General features: G+C 63.9%; 21 protein-coding genes. 10 read left to right on the forward strand and 11 right to left on the reverse strand.

Going from position 1 to position 20,967, the window contains the following annotated elements:
* Nucleotides 1–10: 10 nt before the first annotated feature.
* The 7 genes from NDB2M1_RS13760 to NDB2M1_RS13790 form a co-directional block, all read right to left on the reverse strand.
* Nucleotides 11–991 (reverse strand): quinone oxidoreductase family protein, encoded by a 981-nt coding sequence (locus NDB2M1_RS13760; RefSeq protein ID WP_072383106.1) that lies wholly within the window; start codon nucleotides 989–991, stop codon nucleotides 11–13.
* Nucleotides 992–1,010: 19 nt separating this feature from the next.
* Nucleotides 1,011–2,951 carry an ATP-dependent zinc metalloprotease FtsH gene (gene ftsH / locus NDB2M1_RS13765; RefSeq protein ID WP_072383108.1) on the reverse strand — a complete coding sequence of 647 codons (1,941 nt, stop codon included), beginning with the start codon at nucleotides 2,949–2,951 and terminating at the stop codon, nucleotides 1,011–1,013.
* A gap of 92 nt (nucleotides 2,952–3,043) precedes the next feature.
* The gene (gene tilS / locus NDB2M1_RS13770; RefSeq protein WP_072383110.1) at nucleotides 3,044–4,018 is read right to left on the reverse strand and encodes a tRNA lysidine(34) synthetase TilS; all 975 of its coding nucleotides are present in this window, start codon (nucleotides 4,016–4,018) and stop codon (nucleotides 3,044–3,046) included.
* Nucleotides 4,014–4,991: a tetratricopeptide repeat protein gene (locus NDB2M1_RS13775; RefSeq protein ID WP_371328205.1), complete on the reverse strand. Its 978-nt coding sequence runs from the start codon at nucleotides 4,989–4,991 to the stop codon at nucleotides 4,014–4,016. The genes tilS and NDB2M1_RS13775 overlap by 5 nt, the downstream gene beginning before the upstream one ends.
* A 123-nt stretch (nucleotides 4,992–5,114) precedes the next feature.
* A complete protein-coding gene (locus tag NDB2M1_RS13780; RefSeq protein ID WP_171955393.1) occupies nucleotides 5,115–6,053 on the reverse strand; it encodes a helix-turn-helix domain-containing protein in 939 nt (312 codons plus the stop codon).
* A 104-nt stretch (nucleotides 6,054–6,157) separates the two neighbouring features.
* Nucleotides 6,158–8,431: a phosphoenolpyruvate--protein phosphotransferase gene (ptsP, locus tag NDB2M1_RS13785; protein ID WP_072383112.1), complete on the reverse strand. Its 2,274-nt coding sequence runs from the start codon at nucleotides 8,429–8,431 to the stop codon at nucleotides 6,158–6,160.
* A 187-nt stretch (nucleotides 8,432–8,618) separates the two neighbouring features.
* Entirely contained in the window at nucleotides 8,619–8,786 is a 168-nt protein-coding gene (locus tag NDB2M1_RS13790) for a YdcH family protein (protein WP_072383114.1), read from the reverse strand.
* A 299-nt stretch (nucleotides 8,787–9,085) separates the two neighbouring features.
* On the opposite strand from NDB2M1_RS13790, the gene NDB2M1_RS13795 reads away from it, so the two are divergent.
* The 7 genes from NDB2M1_RS13795 (at nucleotide 9,086) to NDB2M1_RS13825 (ending at nucleotide 14,374) form a co-directional block, all read left to right on the forward strand.
* Nucleotides 9,086–9,283 carry a YdcH family protein gene (locus tag NDB2M1_RS13795; protein ID WP_054122704.1) on the forward strand — a complete coding sequence of 66 codons (198 nt, stop codon included), beginning with the start codon at nucleotides 9,086–9,088 and terminating at the stop codon, nucleotides 9,281–9,283.
* A gap of 28 nt (nucleotides 9,284–9,311) precedes the next feature.
* Nucleotides 9,312–9,917, forward strand: coding sequence for a DUF1465 family protein (locus NDB2M1_RS13800; protein ID WP_253185883.1), 606 nt, complete (start codon nucleotides 9,312–9,314; stop codon nucleotides 9,915–9,917).
* Nucleotides 9,918–9,983: 66 nt separating this feature from the next.
* Nucleotides 9,984–10,931, forward strand: coding sequence for an MBL fold metallo-hydrolase (locus NDB2M1_RS13805; protein ID WP_072383116.1), 948 nt, complete (start codon nucleotides 9,984–9,986; stop codon nucleotides 10,929–10,931).
* On the forward strand, nucleotides 10,913–11,584 hold the full coding sequence (locus NDB2M1_RS13810; protein ID WP_072383118.1) for a DUF4230 domain-containing protein: 672 nt from the start codon (nucleotides 10,913–10,915) through the stop codon (nucleotides 11,582–11,584). The genes NDB2M1_RS13805 and NDB2M1_RS13810 overlap by 19 nt, the downstream gene beginning before the upstream one ends.
* 66 nt (nucleotides 11,585–11,650) lie before the next feature.
* Nucleotides 11,651–12,391: an adenylate cyclase gene (locus tag NDB2M1_RS13815; protein WP_072383120.1), complete on the forward strand. Its 741-nt coding sequence runs from the start codon at nucleotides 11,651–11,653 to the stop codon at nucleotides 12,389–12,391.
* Nucleotides 12,392–12,448: 57 nt separating this feature from the next.
* Nucleotides 12,449–13,438 carry a quinolinate synthase NadA gene (gene nadA, locus NDB2M1_RS13820; RefSeq protein WP_072383122.1) on the forward strand — a complete coding sequence of 330 codons (990 nt, stop codon included), beginning with the start codon at nucleotides 12,449–12,451 and terminating at the stop codon, nucleotides 13,436–13,438.
* 15 nt (nucleotides 13,439–13,453) lie between these two features.
* Nucleotides 13,454–14,374: a CDP-alcohol phosphatidyltransferase family protein gene (locus NDB2M1_RS13825; RefSeq protein ID WP_072383124.1), complete on the forward strand. Its 921-nt coding sequence runs from the start codon at nucleotides 13,454–13,456 to the stop codon at nucleotides 14,372–14,374.
* 6 nt (nucleotides 14,375–14,380) lie between these two features.
* Here the strand turns inward: NDB2M1_RS13825 and NDB2M1_RS13830 are convergent, their stop codons facing one another.
* Complete coding sequence (locus tag NDB2M1_RS13830; protein WP_253185884.1) at nucleotides 14,381–15,718, reverse strand: MFS transporter; 1,338 nt, start codon at nucleotides 15,716–15,718, stop codon at nucleotides 14,381–14,383.
* A gap of 5 nt (nucleotides 15,719–15,723) precedes the next feature.
* The gene (locus NDB2M1_RS13835; protein ID WP_143146758.1) at nucleotides 15,724–16,533 is read right to left on the reverse strand and encodes a hypothetical protein; all 810 of its coding nucleotides are present in this window, start codon (nucleotides 16,531–16,533) and stop codon (nucleotides 15,724–15,726) included.
* A gap of 114 nt (nucleotides 16,534–16,647) precedes the next feature.
* Here NDB2M1_RS13835 and lipB point away from each other — a divergent pair, with 114 nt between their 5' ends.
* Nucleotides 16,648–17,331, forward strand: coding sequence for a lipoyl(octanoyl) transferase LipB (lipB, locus tag NDB2M1_RS13840; RefSeq protein ID WP_072383126.1), 684 nt, complete (start codon nucleotides 16,648–16,650; stop codon nucleotides 17,329–17,331).
* On the forward strand, nucleotides 17,328–17,669 hold the full coding sequence (locus NDB2M1_RS13845; RefSeq protein ID WP_143146759.1) for a hypothetical protein: 342 nt from the start codon (nucleotides 17,328–17,330) through the stop codon (nucleotides 17,667–17,669). Before lipB ends, NDB2M1_RS13845 begins: the two co-directional genes overlap by 4 nt.
* A gap of 13 nt (nucleotides 17,670–17,682) precedes the next feature.
* Here the strand turns inward: NDB2M1_RS13845 and NDB2M1_RS13850 are convergent, their stop codons facing one another.
* Together NDB2M1_RS13850 and NDB2M1_RS13855 are read right to left on the reverse strand one after the other, a co-directional pair.
* Entirely contained in the window at nucleotides 17,683–18,567 is an 885-nt protein-coding gene (locus tag NDB2M1_RS13850; RefSeq protein WP_054122628.1) for an HpcH/HpaI aldolase/citrate lyase family protein, read from the reverse strand.
* A 38-nt stretch (nucleotides 18,568–18,605) separates the two neighbouring features.
* Entirely contained in the window at nucleotides 18,606–19,715 is a 1,110-nt protein-coding gene (locus NDB2M1_RS13855; RefSeq protein ID WP_054122629.1) for an alkene reductase, read from the reverse strand.
* A gap of 237 nt (nucleotides 19,716–19,952) precedes the next feature.
* Here NDB2M1_RS13855 and NDB2M1_RS13860 point away from each other — a divergent pair, with 237 nt between their 5' ends.
* A complete protein-coding gene (locus NDB2M1_RS13860; protein ID WP_054122630.1) occupies nucleotides 19,953–20,849 on the forward strand; it encodes a DMT family transporter in 897 nt (298 codons plus the stop codon).
* Nucleotides 20,850–20,967: the final 118 nt, after the last annotated feature.

A 20,967-nucleotide genomic window follows, 5' to 3' on the forward strand; every position in this document is an offset into this window, starting at 1 on the left:
CGCACGTGGGTCAGCAATCAAGGACGAAGGGACCGGCAGCGCGCGCTTCCAGTGCGGCGTGGGCTTTGGCAGCATCGCCAAGCGCGAAGCGGCCGCCGAGTGTTACTGGCAATGATCCTGCCGCCATGGCCGCGAAGAGCTTTGCGGAGGCCGCCAGCAAGGTTTCGCGGGTGGAAATGTAAGGCCAAAGGAAAGGCCGCGAGACCTTTGCCGACTTCGCGCCAAGGCGCGACAGATCGAAGGGCGGGATGGGGCCGGATGCCTGCCCGTAATGCACGAGATGCCCCTTGATTGCGAGTGAGGCCAGCGAACCCTCAAACGTGTCAGCACCCACGGCATCATAGGCCGCACCGACACCAGCGCCGTCCGTGAAGGCCATGACGCGGGCCGCAACATCTTCATCGCGGTAGAGAATGACTTCGTCGCAACCGGCGGCGCGCGCAATGGCCGCCTTCTCCGGCGATCCCGCAGTCCCGATCACCCGGCCACCCTTGAGACGGGCCATGCGGGCGACAAGCTGGCCTACGCCGCCGCCTGCCGCCTGGACAAGCACAGGCATCCCCGGCTGTACCGGCTCGACTTCCTCGACCAGCGCTTGTGCGGTGAGCCCCTTGAGGAACCATGCAGCTGCAAGGCCATCATCGATCTCCGCTGGCACAGGCACAGCGAGCGCAGCATTGATGATACGGGCGCGTGCATACCCGCCGTAGTTGCGGGCGATGTAGGCCATCCGGTCGCCCACGACAAACTCGGTGACGCCTTTGCCGACAGCCTCGACGGTACCTACCGCCTCGAGGCCAGGAACACCGGGGAGCTCAAGAGTCCGGTAGGAGCCCGAGCGAACGTAGATATCGTGGAAATTCACCGACGCGGCGTGCTGGCGGACGAGAAGTTCCCCGGTACCTGGCGCAGGCACCTCGATTCCTTCGAGCTTCATCACATCCGGGCCACCATATGCCCGGATGACGATGGCTTCACTGATGACCGTCATTGTGTTTGCGGCTCTCTGCTCACGCCCCGGCGGGCTGCGGATCGCCCGATCCCGAAAAGCGCCGGCCGGCCCGCGGCACAGTGGCTCCGGCCGAGCTTACCGGTCGGGCCGGGCCGCTGGGGGCTTCCGGCCGGTCAAGCTTGCCGTTGTCCATCAGCGCGCGAATTTCGTCGCCGCTCAGCGTTTCGTACTCGAGCAGCGCTTGCGCGAGCAGATGGAGCTTGTCCTCGTTGGACTTGAGGATCTCGGTCGCGCGGGCATGGGCGCCGTCGACCAGCGTTCGGATCTCGCTATCGATGAGCTTGTTGGTCTCGTCAGACATCATGGTGCGCTGCGAACCACCCATGCCGAGGTAGCCTTCCTGCGCTTCCTCGTACTGGAGCGGGCCGAGCTTGTCGGACATACCCCACTTGGTGACCATGTTACGGGCGAGGCTGGTGGCATACTGGATATCGGACGATGCGCCGGACGAGACCTTGTCGTATCCGAAGATCAGTTCCTCCGCCACGCGGCCGCCCATGCTGACCGAGAGATTGGCGTGCATCTTGTCGCGGTGATAGGAATAGCTGTCCCGTTCCGGCAGGCGCATGACCATGCCGAGTGCACGGCCGCGCGGAATGATCGTGGCCTTGTGGATCGGGTCCGAAGCATCTTCGTTGATCGAGACGATCGCGTGACCTGCCTCATGATAGGCGGTCATCTTCTTCTCGTCGTCGGTCATGACCATCGAGCGGCGTTCGGCGCCCATCATGACCTTGTCCTTGGCGTCCTCGAACTCCTGCATCGCCACCAGCCGCTTGTTGCGGCGGGCAGCCAGCAGCGCTGCCTCGTTGACGAGGTTGGCGAGATCGGCGCCAGAAAACCCGGGCGTACCACGGGCAATGACGCGCGGAAGCACGTCGGGCGCGAGCGGCACTTTCTTCATGTGCACGCTGAGGATCTTCTCGCGGCCGTCGATATCCGGGATAGGAACAACGACCTGACGGTCGAAGCGGCCGGGACGCAGCAGCGCGGGGTCAAGCACATCTGGCCGGTTGGTCGCGGCGATGATGATGATGCCTTCATTCGCTTCGAAACCGTCCATCTCGACAAGCAGCTGATTCAGCGTCTGCTCGCGCTCGTCGTTCGAATTGCCAAGGCCATGGCCGCGGTGGCGACCGACGGCGTCAATTTCGTCGATGAAGACGATGCACGGAGCGTTCTTCTTGGCCTGATCGAACATATCGCGCACGCGGCTGGCGCCCACGCCGACGAACATTTCGACGAAATCAGAGCCCGAGATGGTGAAGAAGGGCACGCCCGCTTCACCCGCGATGGCGCGGGCCAGCAAGGTCTTGCCGGTACCGGGCGAACCGACCAGCAGCGCGCCCTTGGGAATCTGCCCACCAAGCTTGGAAAAGCGGCTGGGGTCGCGAAGGAACTCGACGATCTCCTGAAGCTCCTCACGCGCTTCGTCGATGCCCGCCACGTCATCGAAGGTGACCTTGCCGGAGCGCTCGGTCAGAAGCTTGGCCTTGGACTTGCCGAAGCCCATAGCACCCGAGCCACCGCCTTTCTGGACTTGGCGCAATGCAAAGAAGGCGACTCCGAGAATCAGCAGGAAGGGGAGCGACTGCGCAAGGATGTAGAGCAGCAGGTTCGGTTCTTCCTGCGCCTTGCCCGCATAGCGCACACCATGTTCCTGAAGGAGCTTGGTCAGCTCGACGTCGCCCGGAACCGGGACCGTGGTGAACTGCTGGTCGTTCTTGAGCGTGCCGGTGATCCGGTCAGGCCCGACCTGCACATCCCGAACGTTGTCCTGCGCGACATTGGCGCGGAAATCGGAATATGGGATCATCGTCCCCGCCGGATCGGTGCGCGTATTGAACATGGACACGACGAGGAGCAGCGCCAGGAAGATGCCGCCCCAGATCAGGAGGCTCTTGATCCAGGGGTTACCCTGCGGCTGGTCGTCATTCATGGCGCGGCTTTCGATCCGGGTAGTTTCAACTCCTCCAATGTAGGACGACCTCGGGGAATGGCAATATAACCTTGAGCCCGATTTTCTTGCCCCTAGGGACGTTCCATCCAGGGATCAGCTGCACTCCGAGGTTTTGGAGCGAGGGCAAAGCGCCATTCCGCCTTACGCCCATCGCCGCGCACGCCGGCCAGCGTTGCCACCTCGCCACGGGCAAGCCTATCATGCCAGCGGGCAAGAGCATTCCCGCGCGAGTGCACGCCGACCTTTTCGTAGAGCAGCCGCTCAAGCACACGCAGGGCAATGACCCGCGGGACATTGCCGGGGTTCCAGTAGGAAATGCCGTCCTCGGTCCGCACCGCTTCCATGCAGTGTGCAACGGCCCACTCGATAGCCACGTCGGCTTCGGCCAGATGCCGCGCGCTCAGCGCCAGGCCCATCGGGTCGAGGTCGCTCAGGTGCCTCATCTGCATACGCACCCGCACCCGCTCGAAACGAAGATCGGCGTTGGATGGATCTTGGACAGGCTCAACTCCGGCCGCAGCAACAATCTCGGCCAGTTCGCTGCGGCGCCAGCCAAGCAGAGGACGCAGCAACGGGCAATCACTGCTGCCCGGCACCACCCCTCGCGGACGCATGGCCGCCAGACCACGAAGTCCGGCCCCGCGCGAAAGCCTCATCAGCAGCGTCTCAGCCTGGTCGTGAGCATGATGGGCCGTGGCGATTGCCCGGAGACCACTGCGCCTCGCCCAATCACCCAGCGCAGCATAGCGCGCATCACGCGCCCGTTCCTGCAAGGCCGGGCCGGTTGGCAGCGCCAGACTGATGGTCTCGTGCCGAATGCCAAGTTTGCCGCACAGTTCAGCAACGTAGCGGGCTTCGGCGGCGCTCTCTGGTCTCAGGCCGTGATCTACTGTTGCAACATGCAAGGGAGCAGGGAGCGCAGCCCGCGCCAGCAAGAGCAGACCCAGACTGTCAGGCCCGCCCGAAACCGCCAGACCAACCGGCGCGTTCTCCGGCCAGATTGCCAGCCAATCCGCAGCGAAGCGGGCTACCAGCGCCCTATCAATTGCAGACTACCGGCTTTGTCGCCGCCTCGTACTGCGATTTCAGGCGCCCGGTCAGTTCGGACGGATAGGTCTGGCGAAACTCGGCAAACGCCACGCAGGCGCGCTTTTCTTCCTTCAGCCGGCTCATCGCGACGCCGAGATAGAGCAGACTGTCAGCCGCCCGATCACCCTTGCGGTCGGCCTGATAGTTCTGGAGGAAATACTGCGCCGCAGTGCCAGGCTTGCCATCGTCGAGATAGGCCCGGCCAAGCAGGTTGCGCGCATAGCTGATCCGGGCGTGGCGCGGATACTGCTGGACCACACGCAGCAATTGCTGCTGCGCCTCGGGGAAGAACTTGGCTTCCCACAGCCGGTAGCCATAGGTGTACTCGTCCTCGCCCTTGTCGGTGGTCGAAGGCTTCTCGATCGCCATCACGGCAGCGACGCGATCAGGCGAAGCCTCTGCCTTTGCGGCATCTGGTTTGCCAGCGGCAGGTTTCGCCGTCGGCTTGACCGCGGCAGGCTGCTCCGCCGCCGGCAATGCTGCAATCGCTGGTGGGCTTGCAGAAGGCGCTGCAGTGCTTACCGGCGCAGCACCGGCTGCTTCCAACGTAGCCAGGCGGGCTTCGAGCTTGGCGATGTGGTTCTGGTTCTCCTCACTCGCCGCAGTAAGCCGCTGCAACTGGGATTCGACCGCATCCATGCGCGTAAGGATGTCCGTCACTGCAGTCGGCGTCGGCGCAGGCGGGGTCGGGCCGGTAGTGGGGGGTGTAATCTCCGGCCCGAACGTCTTACCGGCGCCATCGGGAAACACCTTGCGCTGAACCGCGCGCAGCTCTGCCTCGATCCGCCGCAGACGCACGTCCGTGCTTTCCGGCGCTGCTTGCGCATGGGCTGCCGGGACCGGACCTGCCGGAATCAAACTAGCGGAAAGCGCGGCGAGGGTGAGGGCCATTGCCGAACCACTACGGCCAGAGCCAAGCATCATGTTCATTGTCACTCCCGTCGGATCACCGCTGCTTCCATGCGCTGGCTTTAGGTCAGGGCGCAAGCATCTGGGGACGATTTGCACGACTCAACACCGGGTTTCACACAGAACGCAGCCATTCGAGGCGCGTCACTGGGCAATCGGTGCAGGGCTTGCGATAGACGGCTGAATCGGAGGCCGGGCACGCAGACTCGCCGCGTCGACCGGAATATCCTTCATCACCTTTTCGACCTCGGCAAGGCGGGGAATGGGTTGACCGCCGATCGTGATCGCAAGCGCATCCGGCCGCCCGGTCCAGAGCTTGGGACTGACAGCATCGGCCGGTACGGTGTAGCTTTCACCCTTGGCGAGTTGCTTCTGCATCAGCTGCTTGCCCTGACCATCGTAGAACTTGACCCAGATGCCCTCCTCAAGCGCGGAGAACATCACTGGGCCATTGGCCAGCGGCTGGGCAGTTGCGGGCTGCGCCGGGCGGACCGCGTTGGGCTTGGCAGCGGGAGCGGGTTGATCCGCCTCCTGCACCAGTGACGGCAGCGAAACGGCTGGCGCATAGTAGCTCCGCCAGAAGATGCCGCCCATCGCGAGCAGCGCTCCGACAAGCAGCAGCGCGAGCCAGCCGACCAACCTGGATGGGGTCTTTGCAGGATCGCCAACCTCGAACTGGTTAAGCACGCGGGGCTCGGGGCGCGGAGCGCGACCTTGCAGTTCCAGCCGGACGGCATCCGCGATTTCGGTATCGCCCAGTCCGACTGCCCGTGCATAGGCCTTGGCAAAGCCGATTGCATATGGCCGTCCAGGCAGAGCACTGTAGTCGCCAGCTTCAAGCGCGTCGATATGCCGGATCGTGACCCGTGTCCGCCGCGCGATTTCGGCAGCGCTCAGGCCCAGGGCCTCACGGGCGACGACAAGACGCCTGGATACGCTTGCGTGTGCATCAACGACTGGTGGGCGCGGCGACTCTGCGCCGCTGCCGGACCCGCCGGTATCAGTCCGGTCAGGGCTGACCGTATTGCGTTCGCCGTCCTCGGCCACGGCGTAGCTCCCGTCGTTCATCGTTGTCCCGGGCATTCTCTGTTTGGTTGCGACCCCCGGTGGAGGCATCATGTCCCAACCCGAAAAGTCAATGTTTTTGAGTCCGTAATGGCATGATGTGACACGCCGATGCGACGAACTCAGTCGTAATCAATTCCGTGCGCCGTGGCCCAGGCAGCGATTTCGGCCCGCAGATCGGCAGGCGGCTGGGCGAGCCAACCCTCCATTGCGGCCTGAATTGCCGGCAACTCGACTTTGCGCACCAATTCCTTGATCGGGCCGACAGCGGCCGGAGTGATCGAAAGGCGGGTGATCCCGATCCCGAGCAGCGCAAGTGCTTCCAGCCGGCGACCACCCATTTCGCCGCACACTGTCACATCCGTGCCCGATGGCGCCACAGCAAGGACGACGCGGCGCAGGAAGCGCAAGATAGCGGGCGAGAGCCAGTCATACCGTTCGGCAAGCTTCGGATTGGCGCGATCGGCGGCAAAGAGAAACTGCGTCAGGTCGTTGGTCCCGATCGACAGGAACGACAGGCGCGGTGCAAGCACATCGAGGCATTCGGCGAGCGCTGGAACTTCAAGCATCGCACCATAGCGAATTGCATCGGGCAGCAGCTTCTTCTGCTGCTTCAGAAACGCGAGCTGGCTTTCGAACACGGCGCGTGCGGCATCGAACTCCCATGGCTCGGTCACCATCGGGAACATCACATTGAGAGTGCGTCCACCGGCCGCCTCCAGCAGCGCTCGCGCCTGCACCTTGAGCAGGCCATCACGCTCAAGCGCGACGCGCAGTGCGCGCCAGCCCATCGCAGGGTTCTCTTCGGTTTCACCATCGTTGTGACGAAGATAAGGAAGGACCTTGTCTCCTCCGATATCGACAGTGCGGAACACGACGGGCCGATCACCAGCTGCATCGAGAACATCGCGATAGAGGCGCGTCTGGCGTTCGCGCGCAGGCAGGGTCGCCGAAACGAGAAACTGGAACTCGGTACGAAACAGACCGATCCCGTCCGCTCCGGTCAGGTTGAGCATCGGCATGTCATCGCGCAGACCCGCGTTGATCATGACCCGGACGCGCTGACCATCGGCCGAAACTGGTTCGACATCGCGCATCGCCGCGTAAAGCGCCTGCCGCTCACGATTACGCGCGAACCGCGCTTCGAAGGCCTCGACAAGCGTTAGTGCCGGCCGGACATCGACAACACCCTGATCGCCATCGAGAAGCAGCTGGTCTCCTTCGCGCACCTTGGCACGAAGGCCGCGGATACGACCGACCACCGGGATACCCATCGCGCGTGCCACGATGACAACGTGCGCAGTGAGCGAGCCTTCTTCGAGGATCACGCCCTTGAGCCGCCGCCGGTCATACTCCAACAGTTCGGCCGGACCTAGATTGCGCGCGATTAGAATGGCGTCGCCCTTGAGACCAAGGCTGGCTGCGGTACCCAACTGGCCGGAAACGATTCGCAGAAGGCGGTTTGAAAGGTCCTCCAGATCATGCATCCGATCAGCCAGAAGCGGATCGTCGATCTTGCGCATGCGCATGCGGGTGCGCTGCTGTACCCGCTCGATCGCAGCCTCGGCAGTCAGGCCCGAGTCGATCGCTTCATTGATGCGCCGGCTCCACCCTTCATCGTAGGCAAACATGCGGTACGTCTCGAGGACTTCCTCATGTTCACCGCCCATTCCGAACTCGGCCTGGCTGGCCATGCGGTCGATCTGCTCGCGCATCTTGTCAAAGGCGAGATAGACCCGCTGCCGTTCGGCCTCGGTGTCTTCCGCGACGACATGCTCGATCGTGACGCGGGGCTGGTGAAATACGGCAACGCCGTTCGCGAGGCCCTTTACCAGCGTGAGGCCTGCAATCCGTTCGTGTCCGGTCAGGTGCGCATCGGCTCCGAACGCGTCTTCCTCGTCGATGAGATCGGCGTTGGCGATCAGTTCCGATAGCACCATGGCCACGGTCTGGAGCGCCTCGATTTCCACTTCCTCGTAGCGACGCGGCTCGACATGCTGGACGCCGAGCACACCTACGGCCCGCGCGCGGCGGACGATTGGCACGCCGGCGAAGGAATGAAAGCGCTCTTCTCCGGTTTCCGGGAAAAACGCGAAGTCGGGATGGGCAGCCGCTTCTGCAAGGTTCAGCGTCTCGATGTTGGCTGCGATCGTGCCGACAAGGCCCTCGCCTACCGCCATCCGCGTTACATGGACCGCCGCCTGATTCAGGCCGCGCGTCGCAAAAAGCTCCAGCATGCCTTCGCGCAACAGGTAGATCGAGCAGACCTCGCTGTTGAGCTTGTCGCCAATGACATCGACGATCTGGTTGAGCTTGGCCTGCGCACCGGCGCGGGATGCCATGACCTCGTGAAGCGACGTCAGGATCGCACGGGCAGCGGCGGCGGCAGTGATCATGTTCGAAGGCCTAGCGCAGACAGTGCCGTTTGCAAACTGCAGCGCCCATGGCGTTCATGAATTCGTATCCGTTAGAAAGTGGGTCCCCGCTGTCATGAGGTTCGCGGTCTACGGTCGGGCGATTTTCCAGGCGCGGCGGGCCAGATGGGAACCAGCGGGCCTGCCGCAACCCGGAAACCTCAGAGCATCAATGGACTTGCTGGACGTGCGCAAGCTCTTCCTTGATTCGCAGCTTTCGGCGCTTCAGCTCCTTGATCAACGCCTCGTTGGGCAACGGACGGTTCCGTTCTTCGGCGATGCGCCGTTCAAGACCGGCATGTTTGGATTCAAGAGCGCTGATATGCGACAGTTCCATGCGGCAACCTCCTCAAGGACACCAGCTTCGTCCCACTCCGGCAGCAGGATCGCTGCAAGAACGCATGGGCCGAAGGTTTGCGCCGGCATGGACGTGTCGGCCTCGACTCGTTCGAGCGGGCGCGTTGTCATGCTCCCACAATCGCCGTATCTTGCAAGCCCGTCTGCGTCGGTATGTCCAAAGCGCGCGATTGTGCGTATTCCGGTTGCAGCGAAGCGTTAACGCGTGATGGCCTGCAAACGCAGCACAGGCCGATGCGCGATCTCGTCGGTGCAGGGCATTATCTGGGAGTGGCGCGGTTGACCGAAGACGAAATGCGCAAGCGGCTCGAAATGCTGCGGATCGAGCATCGCGATCTCGACGCCGCGATCGATGCCCTGTCCGGGACCGGCGCGCATGACCAACTGCAAGTCGCGCGGCTCAAGAAGCGGAAGTTGCGCCTGAAGGACCAGATCGCACTGCTCGAGGACTATCTGATTCCAGACATTATTGCGTGATTACAGAATCTTGACTCACCATGAACGGATGTATGGTATTGCCGGTATCCGTATCGTTCCGGCACAGTTTTCAAAACGTGGTGAACGCCCCATCAGCGATGTGTTGAGTGGGGACCGGGGATGGGCCTATGCGCTGATCATGGCCCTCATGCCCAACCTCAACCCGCGCATCATCGAGGCGCTTTATGCAGAGGCACTCGTCCTCTCGGAGGAAGCGCGTGGGGTGTTCGACCGGCTGCGGCAGGGGCACGACCGGCGCGCGCTGGTGGGCGCCAATGACGATCCGGATGCGGATCTGGCGCACGTTCAAGTGAGCTGCGAGGCGCTCCGCACGACAACGCGGATCATGCATTGCCTGGCTTGGCTGCTCAATCACCGTGCCTACTTCGCCGGCGAGCTCAGCGAATTGCAACTACGCCGGCATGGCCGCCTGATCGCCAACTTTCCGCTGAGCGATCCCGTCCAGGCACTTGCCCTGCCCGCCGAGGCGCAACGGTGTGTGCAGGAGAGCGAACGGCTCTACGCCCGCATCCAGCGCCTTGAGCGAGCGTGGCGGGGCGATGTCGAAATGGCAGGCAGCGCGGTGGAACGTCTCCGGCAAAGGCTGTCAGCGGCGATTCCGGCCGCACTCTGAACGCAAGATGCCCGGCTGAACCGACGCGGCGTTGCGCCGCCACGCGAAACTCCCCATATCACGCCCATGGCAACCCCCAATCCAACGCCGGGCATTTCCATCCCCGATCGGTCTGAATGGAACACTGGCCTTGCGGTCGAGCTGGAACCGCAGGTGCGCCGGGTTCTTGCCCCCAACCCTTCGCCATTCACGTTCACGGGCACGCAGACCTATCTTGTGGGCAGTGGCCGCGACGTCGCCGTGATCGATCCGGGCCCGATCGGTACCGGCGAGGTTGGCCATGCCGACACGAACGGCGACGGCCATGTCGACGCCATCCTCAAGGCCATCGCCGGCCAGCGGCTGGTGGCGATCCTATGCACGCACACGCACCGCGACCACAGCCCCGCCGCCGTACCACTGCAGGCTGCGACCGGCGCCCCGATCATCGGCTGCGCGCCGCTGGTGATCGACGACCGCGGCGCCAGAGCGGACGCAGCGTTCGACCCGACATACCAGCCGGACCGGGTTCTCGGTGATGGCGAGCTGGTCGCCGGTGACGGCTGGACCTTGGAGGCCGTGGCGACTCCCGGCCACACCAGCAATCACTTGTGCTTTGCTCTCCGGGAAAGCGGGGCGCTGTTTACTGGCGACCACGTCATGGGCTGGTCGACCACCGTCGTCTCTCCGCCAGATGGTGACATGAGCGCCTATATGCTCTCGCTGCAGAAGCTGCAGGGCCGTGTGGATTCGGTGTACTACCCGGCGCACGGCCCGGCGGTGACCAAGCCACAGCAGCTTGTGCGGGGAATGATCGGCCATCGGCGTCAGCGCGAGGCGCAGATCCTGCGTGTGATCAGCGAAGCGCCGGCCACGATCCCCGAGATGGTCGCCCAGATGTACAAGGGCCTCGATCCTCGCCTCAACGGGGCGGCGGGGCGCTCGGTACTCGCGCATCTCATCGATCTCGAGACGCAAGGCCGCGTTGCACGCGGGCCGCAGGTGCCGGAGCCGAAATGGACCTTGACCGCCTGAACCCGCAGTCCGGATCGGCAAGAGCCAGCATACCGGTCCGGGCGCGCGGGGCAGCTCTGCCATGGCTGCTTTTCGTTGCCGCAGCGGCAGCGGCTGCTTTCCTCGCTTGGCAGCTGTGGAAGCCAGTCCCTATCGGAGATCCTCTGGCGACCAGCCTGATCGCCTTCGACAAGCAGGATCGCCTGACGGTGTTCAGTGCAGAACTTGCCCCGGTCGTGGCCAGCAATGACAGCCGCCTGTTCGGCCTCGTCACCTCCCGGCAGGTCGCGGTCATTCCGGCGCGGGTCGACTATGCCATTGAACTCGGGAAAGTCGGCCGCGACCGCATGCGCTGGGACCAGGCGAGCAAGACACTTTCGGTGCGTCTGCCAGCGCTTGAAGTCACCCGCCCAAACCTTGACGAAGGGCGGGCGCAGTACCTGCGCGAAGGGGTGTGGATCACGCGAGCCGCGCAGGACAAGCTGACGCGTGACAACACGAAGCTGGCAGAACAGTTGGCAGTGCAGCAGGCCGCCAATCCGGTACTCCTTGGTCTGGCGCGCTCTGCTGCAAAGGATGCCATTCGCCAGAACTTGGCTATCCCGTTGCAAGTAGCGGGATTTGGCGACGTCAAAGTGTCGGTTTCGATTGATGGAGAGCCTGCAAAGCCATAACCTGCCGTTACGGGACGACCTTGCGCTGACTGGCAAAAGCCACGGGCTGATCGCGGGAGTGGGAATATGGACTTTGCAGCAGCGCGAGCGGACGCTTCGTATCTATCCGACCAACGCTTCTTCACGCGGCTGGCGCAGGTTCTGGCCGGCGTGATCGTATTCGGCTTCCTGCAATGGGCGTTGCGCGGGTTTGTCGATCCGCTCCGGACGCCGATCTGGATCCACGCCCATGGCATCGCCATGCTTGGCTGGCTTGGCACTATCATCGTCCAGAACAGTCTGGCGGGGAGCGGCAATCTTTCTCTACACCGCAAACTGGGCTGGGCCAGCCTCGGGCTCGTCCTCGCAATCGTGCTGCTCGGTACCTACGCCGGTCGCATGGCGCTGGCGATGCATCGGGTGCCGCCCTTCTTCACTGACGGATACTTTCTTGCGCTCACGCATATCGAGGTGGTCATCTTCGCGCTGACCGTCGTGACGGCGATCGCGCTGCGCCGCCAGACACAGTGGCATCGGCGGCTGATGCTCGCGGCGACCGTAATCCTCATGGAACCGGCATTGGGGCGGCTGCTGCCCATGCCACTGCTGGGCCAGATAGGCGGTGGCTGGCTTGAAGCGGTATTGCAGGTTGGCTTCCTTGGAATTGTCGCACGTCATGACGCCAAGGTTCAGGGCCGCGTGCACCCGGCCACGATTGCCGGAATGACGCTGGTCGTGATCGTACACGGCCTTATCCAGGTGGTGGCCGGGATGCCGGCTGTGGCTGCGTACGCAGAGGCTATTGCCCGTAGCAGCAGCGGTGCCTAAGTGCCGGGTAACACGGAGAGGGCATCGGCTTTCTCCCGACCCAGGGGATTTCAAGCCATGACAGCCCAGCCCGCCAATCTTTCCGGCCTTGATCTGCGTGCCGAGATCGACCGGCTGCGCAAGGACCGCAAGGCGGTGATCCTGGCGCATTACTACCAGAAGCCCGAGATACAGGATCTGGCCGATTTCGTCGGCGACTCTCTTGAACTGTCTCGCAAGGCTGCGGCGACCGACGCCGAAGTCATCGCCTTTTGCGGCGTGAAGTTCATGGCGGAAACGGCGAAGATCCTGAGCCCAGAGAAGATCGTGGTGCTGCCGGACATGGATGCCGGATGCAGCCTTGAGGATTCCTGCCCGCCCGAGAAGTTTCGCGCCTTCCGCGAAGCACATCCCGATCACATCGCGCTCACCTACATCAACTGCTCGACCGAAGTGAAAGCGCTCAGCGACGTGATCGTTACGTCGTCGAGTGCGGAAACGATCCTCGCACAGATCCCGCCGGAGCAGAAGATCATCTTCGGCCCCGACCGCCATCTTGGTGGCTATCTCAACCGCAAGTTCGGGCGCGAAATGCTACTGTGGCCCGGCGTATGCATCGTGCACGAGGCCTTTTCGGAAACCGAGCTGCTGAAGCTGATGGCCCAACACCCCGGTGCACCGGTTGCAGCGCATCCGGAATGCCCGCCGCATATCGTGGATCATGCCGAGTACGTCGGTTCGACCAGCGGCATCCTGCAGTTTGCTCGCACCTTCCCCGGCGACACGCTGATCGTCGCGACCGAGCCGCATATCATTCACCAGATGCAGCTGGCGCTCCCGGAAAAGACTTTCATCGGTGCTCCCGGTGCGGACGGCAACTGCAACTGCAACATTTGCCCCTACATGGCACTCAACACGCTCGAGAAGCTCTACCTCGCCCTGCGAGATCTGGAGCCGAGGATCGAGATCGAAGAGACTCTGCGGCTCGGCGCCAAGAAGAGCCTTGATGCCATGCTGACGATGGCGAGCGGGACGGTCGGCCAAGGCGATCTCGGCGCGCGCAAATAAAGCGAGGCAGGCGGCATGAGCACATCCCCGACCACAATCCGGCCCGCTGCGGTGAAACGTCCCGCGCGAGCGCGGGAATTGCAGGATGCGCTCAATCACTACCTCTACCATCCGCTGGCATGGCAGCTCGCACGATTGCTGGCGCCCACGCCGATCACCCCGAACATGGTCTCGGTGTTCGGCGGGTTGTTGGTTGTCGCAGCGGGTGTCGTCTACTGGGACACGACGGGCCCGCTCTGGGCCATGCTCGGCATGTTGCTCCACATGTCCTGGCACATCGTTGACGGCGCAGATGGCGATCTTGCGCGCATTACGGGCCGGTCCAGCCCGCTGGGCGAACTGGTCGACGGCATCTGCGACTATGCGAGTCACATCGTTCTCTATGTCTTTTTGGCAATCGTGCTGACCCGCACGATGGGCACCGGTTGGGCGTGGTTCTGGACGCTGTCCGCTGGTGCCAGTCATATAGTCCAAGCCAATCATGTCGAAGTGCAGCGGCGGTTCTACCAGCACTGGACCTATGGTACGCCGTGGTTGCACAATTCGAGCGGCAACAACCGCGAGCTGTTCCGCGACAAGGGCGGCGTTGGCTGGCTGCTGCGGGCGTTCGTGGCGGGTTACTTGCGCCTGGCCGCCGGTATGAGCCCGAATGCGCTGCGGATCGATGCGGCGGTGACGCAGGCGATGGCCAATGAACCGGTGCGACTTGCCCAGATCAGAGCGGAAGTTCAGCGCGAACAGCGACCCCTGCTCGTCATGCTGCGCTATCTTGGCCCCAATCCGCGCGCGATCCTGCTTGGCTTTGCGATGATCGCCGGAAGTCCGCTGTGGTACTTCCTTTATCTTTCAATCGGCCTGAACCTGTTGCTGATGCTCTCGGTACGGCTGCACGATGCTGCAGCCGGGCGCGTCGTGTCCCGGCTGGAACTGCCCTGATCCGCGTCAGGCAGCCGCCTCACGGCGCATGCCGAAGACGCAGATCAGAATGACCGACACGGCAAGCACCTCGACAACGCCCCAGGCCAGCCAGTTCGAGTGGTTGTAAAGCCACACACCGATGGCTGGCGAGATGATATAGGCCGAGCCGTTTACCGCCGCGACAATGCCCGCCGATTGTCCCTGTTCAGCGGGTGTGACCGCAAGGCTCGCGCCAGACGTGAAGCCAGGGCGAAACAGACCGAAGCCCAGCGAGCAAATCGCAAATCCGGTTGCGATGGCATGCAGATCGCGACCAGCCGCCATGCCGAGCGTCCCGATCGCGACAAGGCCCATCCCCCACAGGGTGGATGTCCGGGGGCCAAGCTTCATCATCGGAATGAGCCCCCACTGCGCAAGCAGTGTGGCGACTGCGCCGCACATCAGCACGAGGCCGATCGGCCCGGCCGCCGCATCAGGCTGATGGCGCAGGCCGAGCCGGTCGAGCAGGAGAAAGCCGACGACTCCGAGCAGGATCGATTGTGCCTGTCCGCCCAGCGTCCCGGCGGCGAGCCACGCCCTGAGCCGGGGATCGAGCCAGCGCAGCCTCCCGGCCTTCGAGTCCACGGAATGGTGGTCCAGCTCCACAGCACCGTGGAGATGATCGTCCGCTGCTTGAGTCGCGCCGCCCATGCGAGGGTTCGAAGAAGCGCTCATCGGCTCGCCCAGAATCTCGCCGCGGCCGGAGAAACGCGGGTCATCATCAGGCAGGCGCAGCCGTAGCAGGACGAGGACAACGACCGCGGCCAGAGTGAACGCAGCAAAGGGCCCGATCAGACCGAGACCCGGAAGAATCAGCAGTGGCGCGAGCGCGGGGCCAAGCACAGTTCCCAGTCCGAAACTGGAGGAGACCATCGAAAGCGCCTGCGTTCTCTCGGCCCGGCTGGTCCGGCTGGCGACATAAGCCTGCACCGCCGGCGGGGCGGCTGAACCGAACGTTCCGTAGAGGGAGCGCGCGGCGGCAAAGAGCAGAATGGCGGTAAGGCCATCAATGGTGCCGTTCAGGCCAAAATGGAGCGCTGCCCCACACAGGCCGAACGAGACAGCGAACCCGACAAGCCCCAGCGCCATCATCGCCTTGCGCCCGCGCCTGTCGGACCGGCGCGCCCAGAACGGCGCCAGCAGCATCCAAAGCAGCGCCGACCAACTATAGGCGAGGCTTACCCAGACATCGGCGATATGCAGATGCGTGCCGATCGACGGCATGACCGACTGCATGGCCGTGTTGCCTGCCGCCGTGACCAGCATGACCATGAACAGCAGCGCCATGCGGCTCCGCGGCAGCTGCACATTCGCTTCGTCCATCGCGGTTACCGTTCGGCAGGGCCAGCCGCATCGCCCGCAAGCTGACGGTAGATCGCGGCGAGCATCGCGACGAAGTAGGTATAGCCGACGGCAAGCAGCACGCCGGCAACGCCCTCACCCAGCAGGCGCTGCGGCTCGCCCTTGAACGTGAGGACCAGCACCACACCAACGAACATCATGACGAGGCCGTAGACGACCAGAAACACGAAGGCGGCCATGCCGATGAATAGCAGGATCCGCCCTGCATTGTGCCGGGTGCGCTCGAAACTTTCGCGGATGGCGGTGACCGGATTGCGAACACCCTCTCCCGCTACCACTGGTCCGACCAGCATGGTCCGCATGATCGGATAGAGCAGCAGGCCTAGAGCGATCGGAACCGCCAGTTTATCTCCCAAGAGCAAGGCCAACACGCTGGCCAGTGCGATCGATACGGGAAGTATGCCGAGTGCGATCAGCAACTGGGCAGCGAAGTAGGTCGGCAGCGCGCGGACACTGTGCCGGATCGCCTGTCCTACGGTCGGCCTCGCCGTATCAAGCATGGCAACCAGCATCGTCAGCATTCCGGCCATTGGGAGCAGGGACAGGATAAGCAGAACCGGCAGCGAGTTGGCGTAATAGTCCTGCATCACCGCCAGCATCTGCGCCTCGGACATCTCGGGCGTCATCGCCGGTGAAGGCACGAAAACGGCACCTGCCAGACCCGGCAGCACATAGAAGACACCGGCAATCGCCACGAGAAGGTCACGGTTGGCGGCGACCATGCGGGTGGCGCTGGCCCAGGCCGCACTGCTGTCCAAGGTTGTCACGGCACTCATGTCCCTTTCCGCCGCAGCCCTAGCAGGACCGGAACAGATGCGCACCCCCCGTGCGGTGCAATCAACCCTGACCGGTCTTGCCAGCGCGGCCGGGGAGGTTCATGCGCTGCCGGCATGAACGTTCCCGGTGAAATCGAGATCCTTCAGGGGCAGGATCTTGTGCCCTATCGCGAGGCGCTGGATACCATGACAGCGCGCAACGCCGCTGTGCAGGAAGGCAAGGCGCGCGAACTGATCTGGCTGCTCGAACATCCGCCAGTCTACACGGCGGGAACGAGCGCCGCCACAGACGAATTGCTCGATCCGCGCTTCGATGTGGTCGAGGCAGGACGGGGCGGGCGCTATACCTATCACGGGCCGGGCCAGCGCGTCGGCTATCTGGTCCTCGATCTCGGCAAACGCGCGCGGGATGTGCGCGGGTTTGTCCACGCGGTCGAAGGCTGGGTCATCGATACTTTGGGCGATTTCGGCGTCGACGCTTGGCGTGCCGAAGGACGAGTCGGGATCTGGACCCGCGGTGCCGATGCCGGGGAAGCCAAGATCGGCGCCATCGGTATCCGCATCCGGCGCTGGGTGACAATGCACGGGTTTTCGGTCAACCTCGCGCCGGACCTGACGCACTTCGGCGGGATCGTGCCCTGCGGGATCGAAGAGTTCGGCGTTACCAGCTTGGCTGCACTGGGCATTTCGGTTGCGCCGGAAGAGTGGGATAGGGCATTGCTCGCGCGGTGCGAAAGCTTTCTGGGCCTGCTTGAACCCCGTGATACGGCAAATCCTGCCATCAAGGATCCCGCATGAGTCGTCTGTTGCCATCTCGATTGCTGGTTGTCTCGCTGGCCCCGGTACTGCTGCTTGGTGGCTGCGGACAATCTTCAGCGCCGCAGGCGGCGTCGACAGCGAGCGGTGAGATCCTGCCCGGTTCGGTCAGCGATGCGATGCTGGAGACGGATCGGACGCAGGCACAAGCCCCGCTAGCACCCGCTGCGCGCAGCGCCGTAGCCAAAGGTGATGCGAGCATGGCTGTCGAAGCTTCGGACACGGCTGGCGATGCAGCAGCCAATGCCGATGCCGGACCCGATGATGCAGCCCCCGCTTCACCAAAGGTCACCGCCAGCGCAAAGCCTGCGAACCCCTGAGCCCAGACCGCGGCTAGTCGATCCCGAGCAGCGCCTTGGCTTGCCGCAGATGCGGCTGATCAAGCATCCGGCCCTGCAACTGCAGTGCTCCGACGCCCGGATTGGCCGCAAACGCGTCGACAATCGCGCGGGCATTGGCAAGCTCTTCCTCGCCGGGCGTGAAGGCTGCGTTGATCAGCGGTACCTGCGAGGGATGGATCGCCAGCATGCCGGAAAACCCGTCCGCCCGAGCCGCTTCTGCCGCGCGTCTGGTACCCTCGACATCGCGAAAATCAGCATAGAGCGTATCGATCGCCCAGACGCCGCGTGCATGAGCAACCAGCAAGGTCTGCGCGCGAACGAAACGGAATGCATCGGTCCACTGCCCATCGGCATCGCGCTTGCGCGCTGCGCCCAACTCTGCGGAGAGGTCCTCCGCCCCCCAGGTCAGGCCTGCCAGCCGCGGCATCGATGCGTCCATGTAGGCCGTGATGGTCAGGGCAGCGCGCGGGGTTTCGCTGACCAGCGGCAGCAGGCGAGTCTGGCCGTTGGGAATGCCGTGCCGCTGTTCAAGTTCGTAGATTTCGGCGGCGACCTGCCTGATCTGCTCAGGGCCTTCGGCCTTGGGCAGCATGATGCCTTCAGGCGCGCCGACCATGACGGCTGCCAGATCCTCGCGCCACAGGCCGGTCTCGACGGCATTGATCCGTACCCACCGTGCCTGTTTGCGCATCGTGATCTGGCGCCGGTGCGCTTCCAGCCAGTCGCGCGTCATTCGCCGCGCATCGGGCTTGGCCGAGAGGGCAACCGCATCCTCAAGATCGACAATCAGCGCATGAGCGCCGGTTTCCGGCGTCTTGAGCAGCTTCTTTTCGCTGTCTCCGGGAACGAACAGCCAGGACCGCGGGATCGTACGCATCTTTTGCTCCTAAGGACCGGCTGCTGGACTACCTCCGCTCAGGCCTTAGCGCGCGCCCGCTCCTCGGCAAGCGTCGGGTAGTCGATATACCCTGCTTCACCTGGGAAATACCACGTCTGCGGCACGCCTACATTCGGCGCGAGTTCGGCCCCGAGGCGAATGCGCTCCACCAGATCCGGGTTCGAGATGTAGGGCCGACCAAAGCTGATCGCATCGGCACGGCCGGACGCCACGTCGGCGGCGGCAGCCTCGGGCGTGTAGTCGCTGTTGAGCACCAGCGGCCCCGAATAGTGCCCGCGGATCACGTGATCCTGCGGCGGCACGGTGGTCGCGCCGAACGTGCCTTCCGGCCCGGGCTGACGCAGCTCGACGAACGAGACCTTGAGCGCTTCGAGCACCCGCGCCGCTTCGGCGAAGAGCGTAGCGGGATCGCTGTCGTCAACGCCCTGGCTGTCTCCATTGGGCGAAAGGCGGATCGAAACGCGGTCGGCGCCCCAGATCAAAACAAGGCGCTCCATCACCTCACGCATCAGCCGCACGCGATTTTCCGGGCTGCCGCCGTAGTCATCATCGCGGAGGTTAGAGGAATTGCGCAGGAACTGGTCGATCAGGTAGCCGTTCGCACCGTGAAGCTGGACACCGTCGAACCCGGCGCGCTTCGCGTTCTCAGCGGCATGGCCATAGTCGTCAACGATGCGCGGCATCTCGTCGAGCCGAAGCGGGCGCGCTTCGACATTCTCCATCCGGCCTTCCGGCGTATGCGCGTGGCCCGGCGCGCGGGTCGCGGATGCGGACACCGGCAGTTCGCCGCCGAGGAAATAGGGATGAACGACGCGGCCCATATGCCAGAGCTGCAGGATGATACGGCCCCCCGCCTGGTGCACCGCTTCGGTGACCGGCTTCCATGCTTCGACCTGCGCATCGCTCCAGATGCCCGGCGCACTGGGCCATCCGGAGCCTTCGCGGCTGATCCCGGTCGCTTCGCTGATGATCAGGCCCGCGTCTGCGCGCTGGCGATAGTAGGTCTGCATGATCTCGGTCGGGACGGCATCCGGTCCTGCCCGGCCGCGCGTCAGCGGTGCCATGAGGATGCGGTTTGGCGCGGCGATGGCACCAAGCTGGATCGGCCGGAAAAGCGATTCATGCATCGACGGAAGTCCTTCTCGGGGTAACACTGCTGGGGCTGGCACGCGGGGAACCTGCAGAAGTGGGGCTTGGGAAATCAGGGCGGGCGCTTTATGGACCGGCTCACAGTGAAGCTTCGCCCGATCGGCGTCAGCCCCCTAACCTGATAGCCAGACCCTGCTGCGCCCGGCAGAGTTTCCATTTAAAACCCAGCTAGGATGCCGGTGTCTGCATGACAAGCTCGAGTTGACCAGCGGACCATGAAAGGCATTGACGACCGGCGCGGCTTGCCGCGCCCCAATCCCTGGCATTTCGTCGCCCTGCTTGGCGGGAACTTCGCCCTCGCGCTGGGGCCTTGGTTCGTCCGGATGGCGGACTCAGGCCCGGTTTCCGCCGGGTTCTGGCGCTTGTTCCTGCCACTGCCGGTGCTCGCGATCCTTGCCGTGCGCCAACGCGGTCCAGTCCGGGCGGTCGCGCCGCTGAGCGCTTGGCTGCTGATTGCGATCGCGGGCGTGGCCTTCGCGCTCGATCTGGCAAGCTGGCATATTGGCATAGCCTATACTCGGCTCGGCAACGCCTCTTTGTTCGGAAATTCCGGCAGCCTGATCCTGATGGTCTGGGGCCTGATCGCGGCGCGGCGCTTACCGCGCCCCATCGAGCTGGCGGCGATCGTAGCGGCCATCAGCGGTGCGGCAATCCTGCTCGGCCGTTCGCTGGAGATCGACCATGTCACCCTTATCGGCGACCTGTTCTGCATTCTCGCCGGTGTGTTCTACTTCTTCTATATCATGCTGCTGCAGGGTGCGCGCGACCGGTTCGAGAGCTGGGAGTTGCTGTTCACCTCGACGCTGGCGAGCGCACCGGTCATGCTGGCCATCGCGCTATGGCTGGGCGAACCGGTTTGGCCGCACGTATGGTGGCCACTGGTGGCGCTCGCATTCTGCAGTCAGGTTGTCGGGCAAGGCCTGATCGTCTTCGCCCTGCGGCACTTCTCGGCGCTCATCATCGGCGTGGTCCTGCTGACCCAGCCGGCAGTCTCGATCCTTATCGGGTGGCTGGTTTTCGGAGAGACGATGGGTCCGCTTGACGCGATCGGAATGGCTCTGATCGCGGCAGCGCTGCTGCTGGGCAGGCTCGGCGAGACCAAATCCCGTTGATTCGTGACCAACGCGCAGCTTGTTTCGGACGTTTGGCCCCCGCCGAATCGGCCCAATCGTGCATTTCGCAGCCACCAATTGCTGCATTGCGATAGGCGCATGGCGGTCAATCGATTCG

The organism is Novosphingobium sp. NDB2Meth1 (genome assembly GCF_900117425.1).
Taxonomy (GTDB): Bacteria; Pseudomonadota; Alphaproteobacteria; order Sphingomonadales; family Sphingomonadaceae; genus Novosphingobium.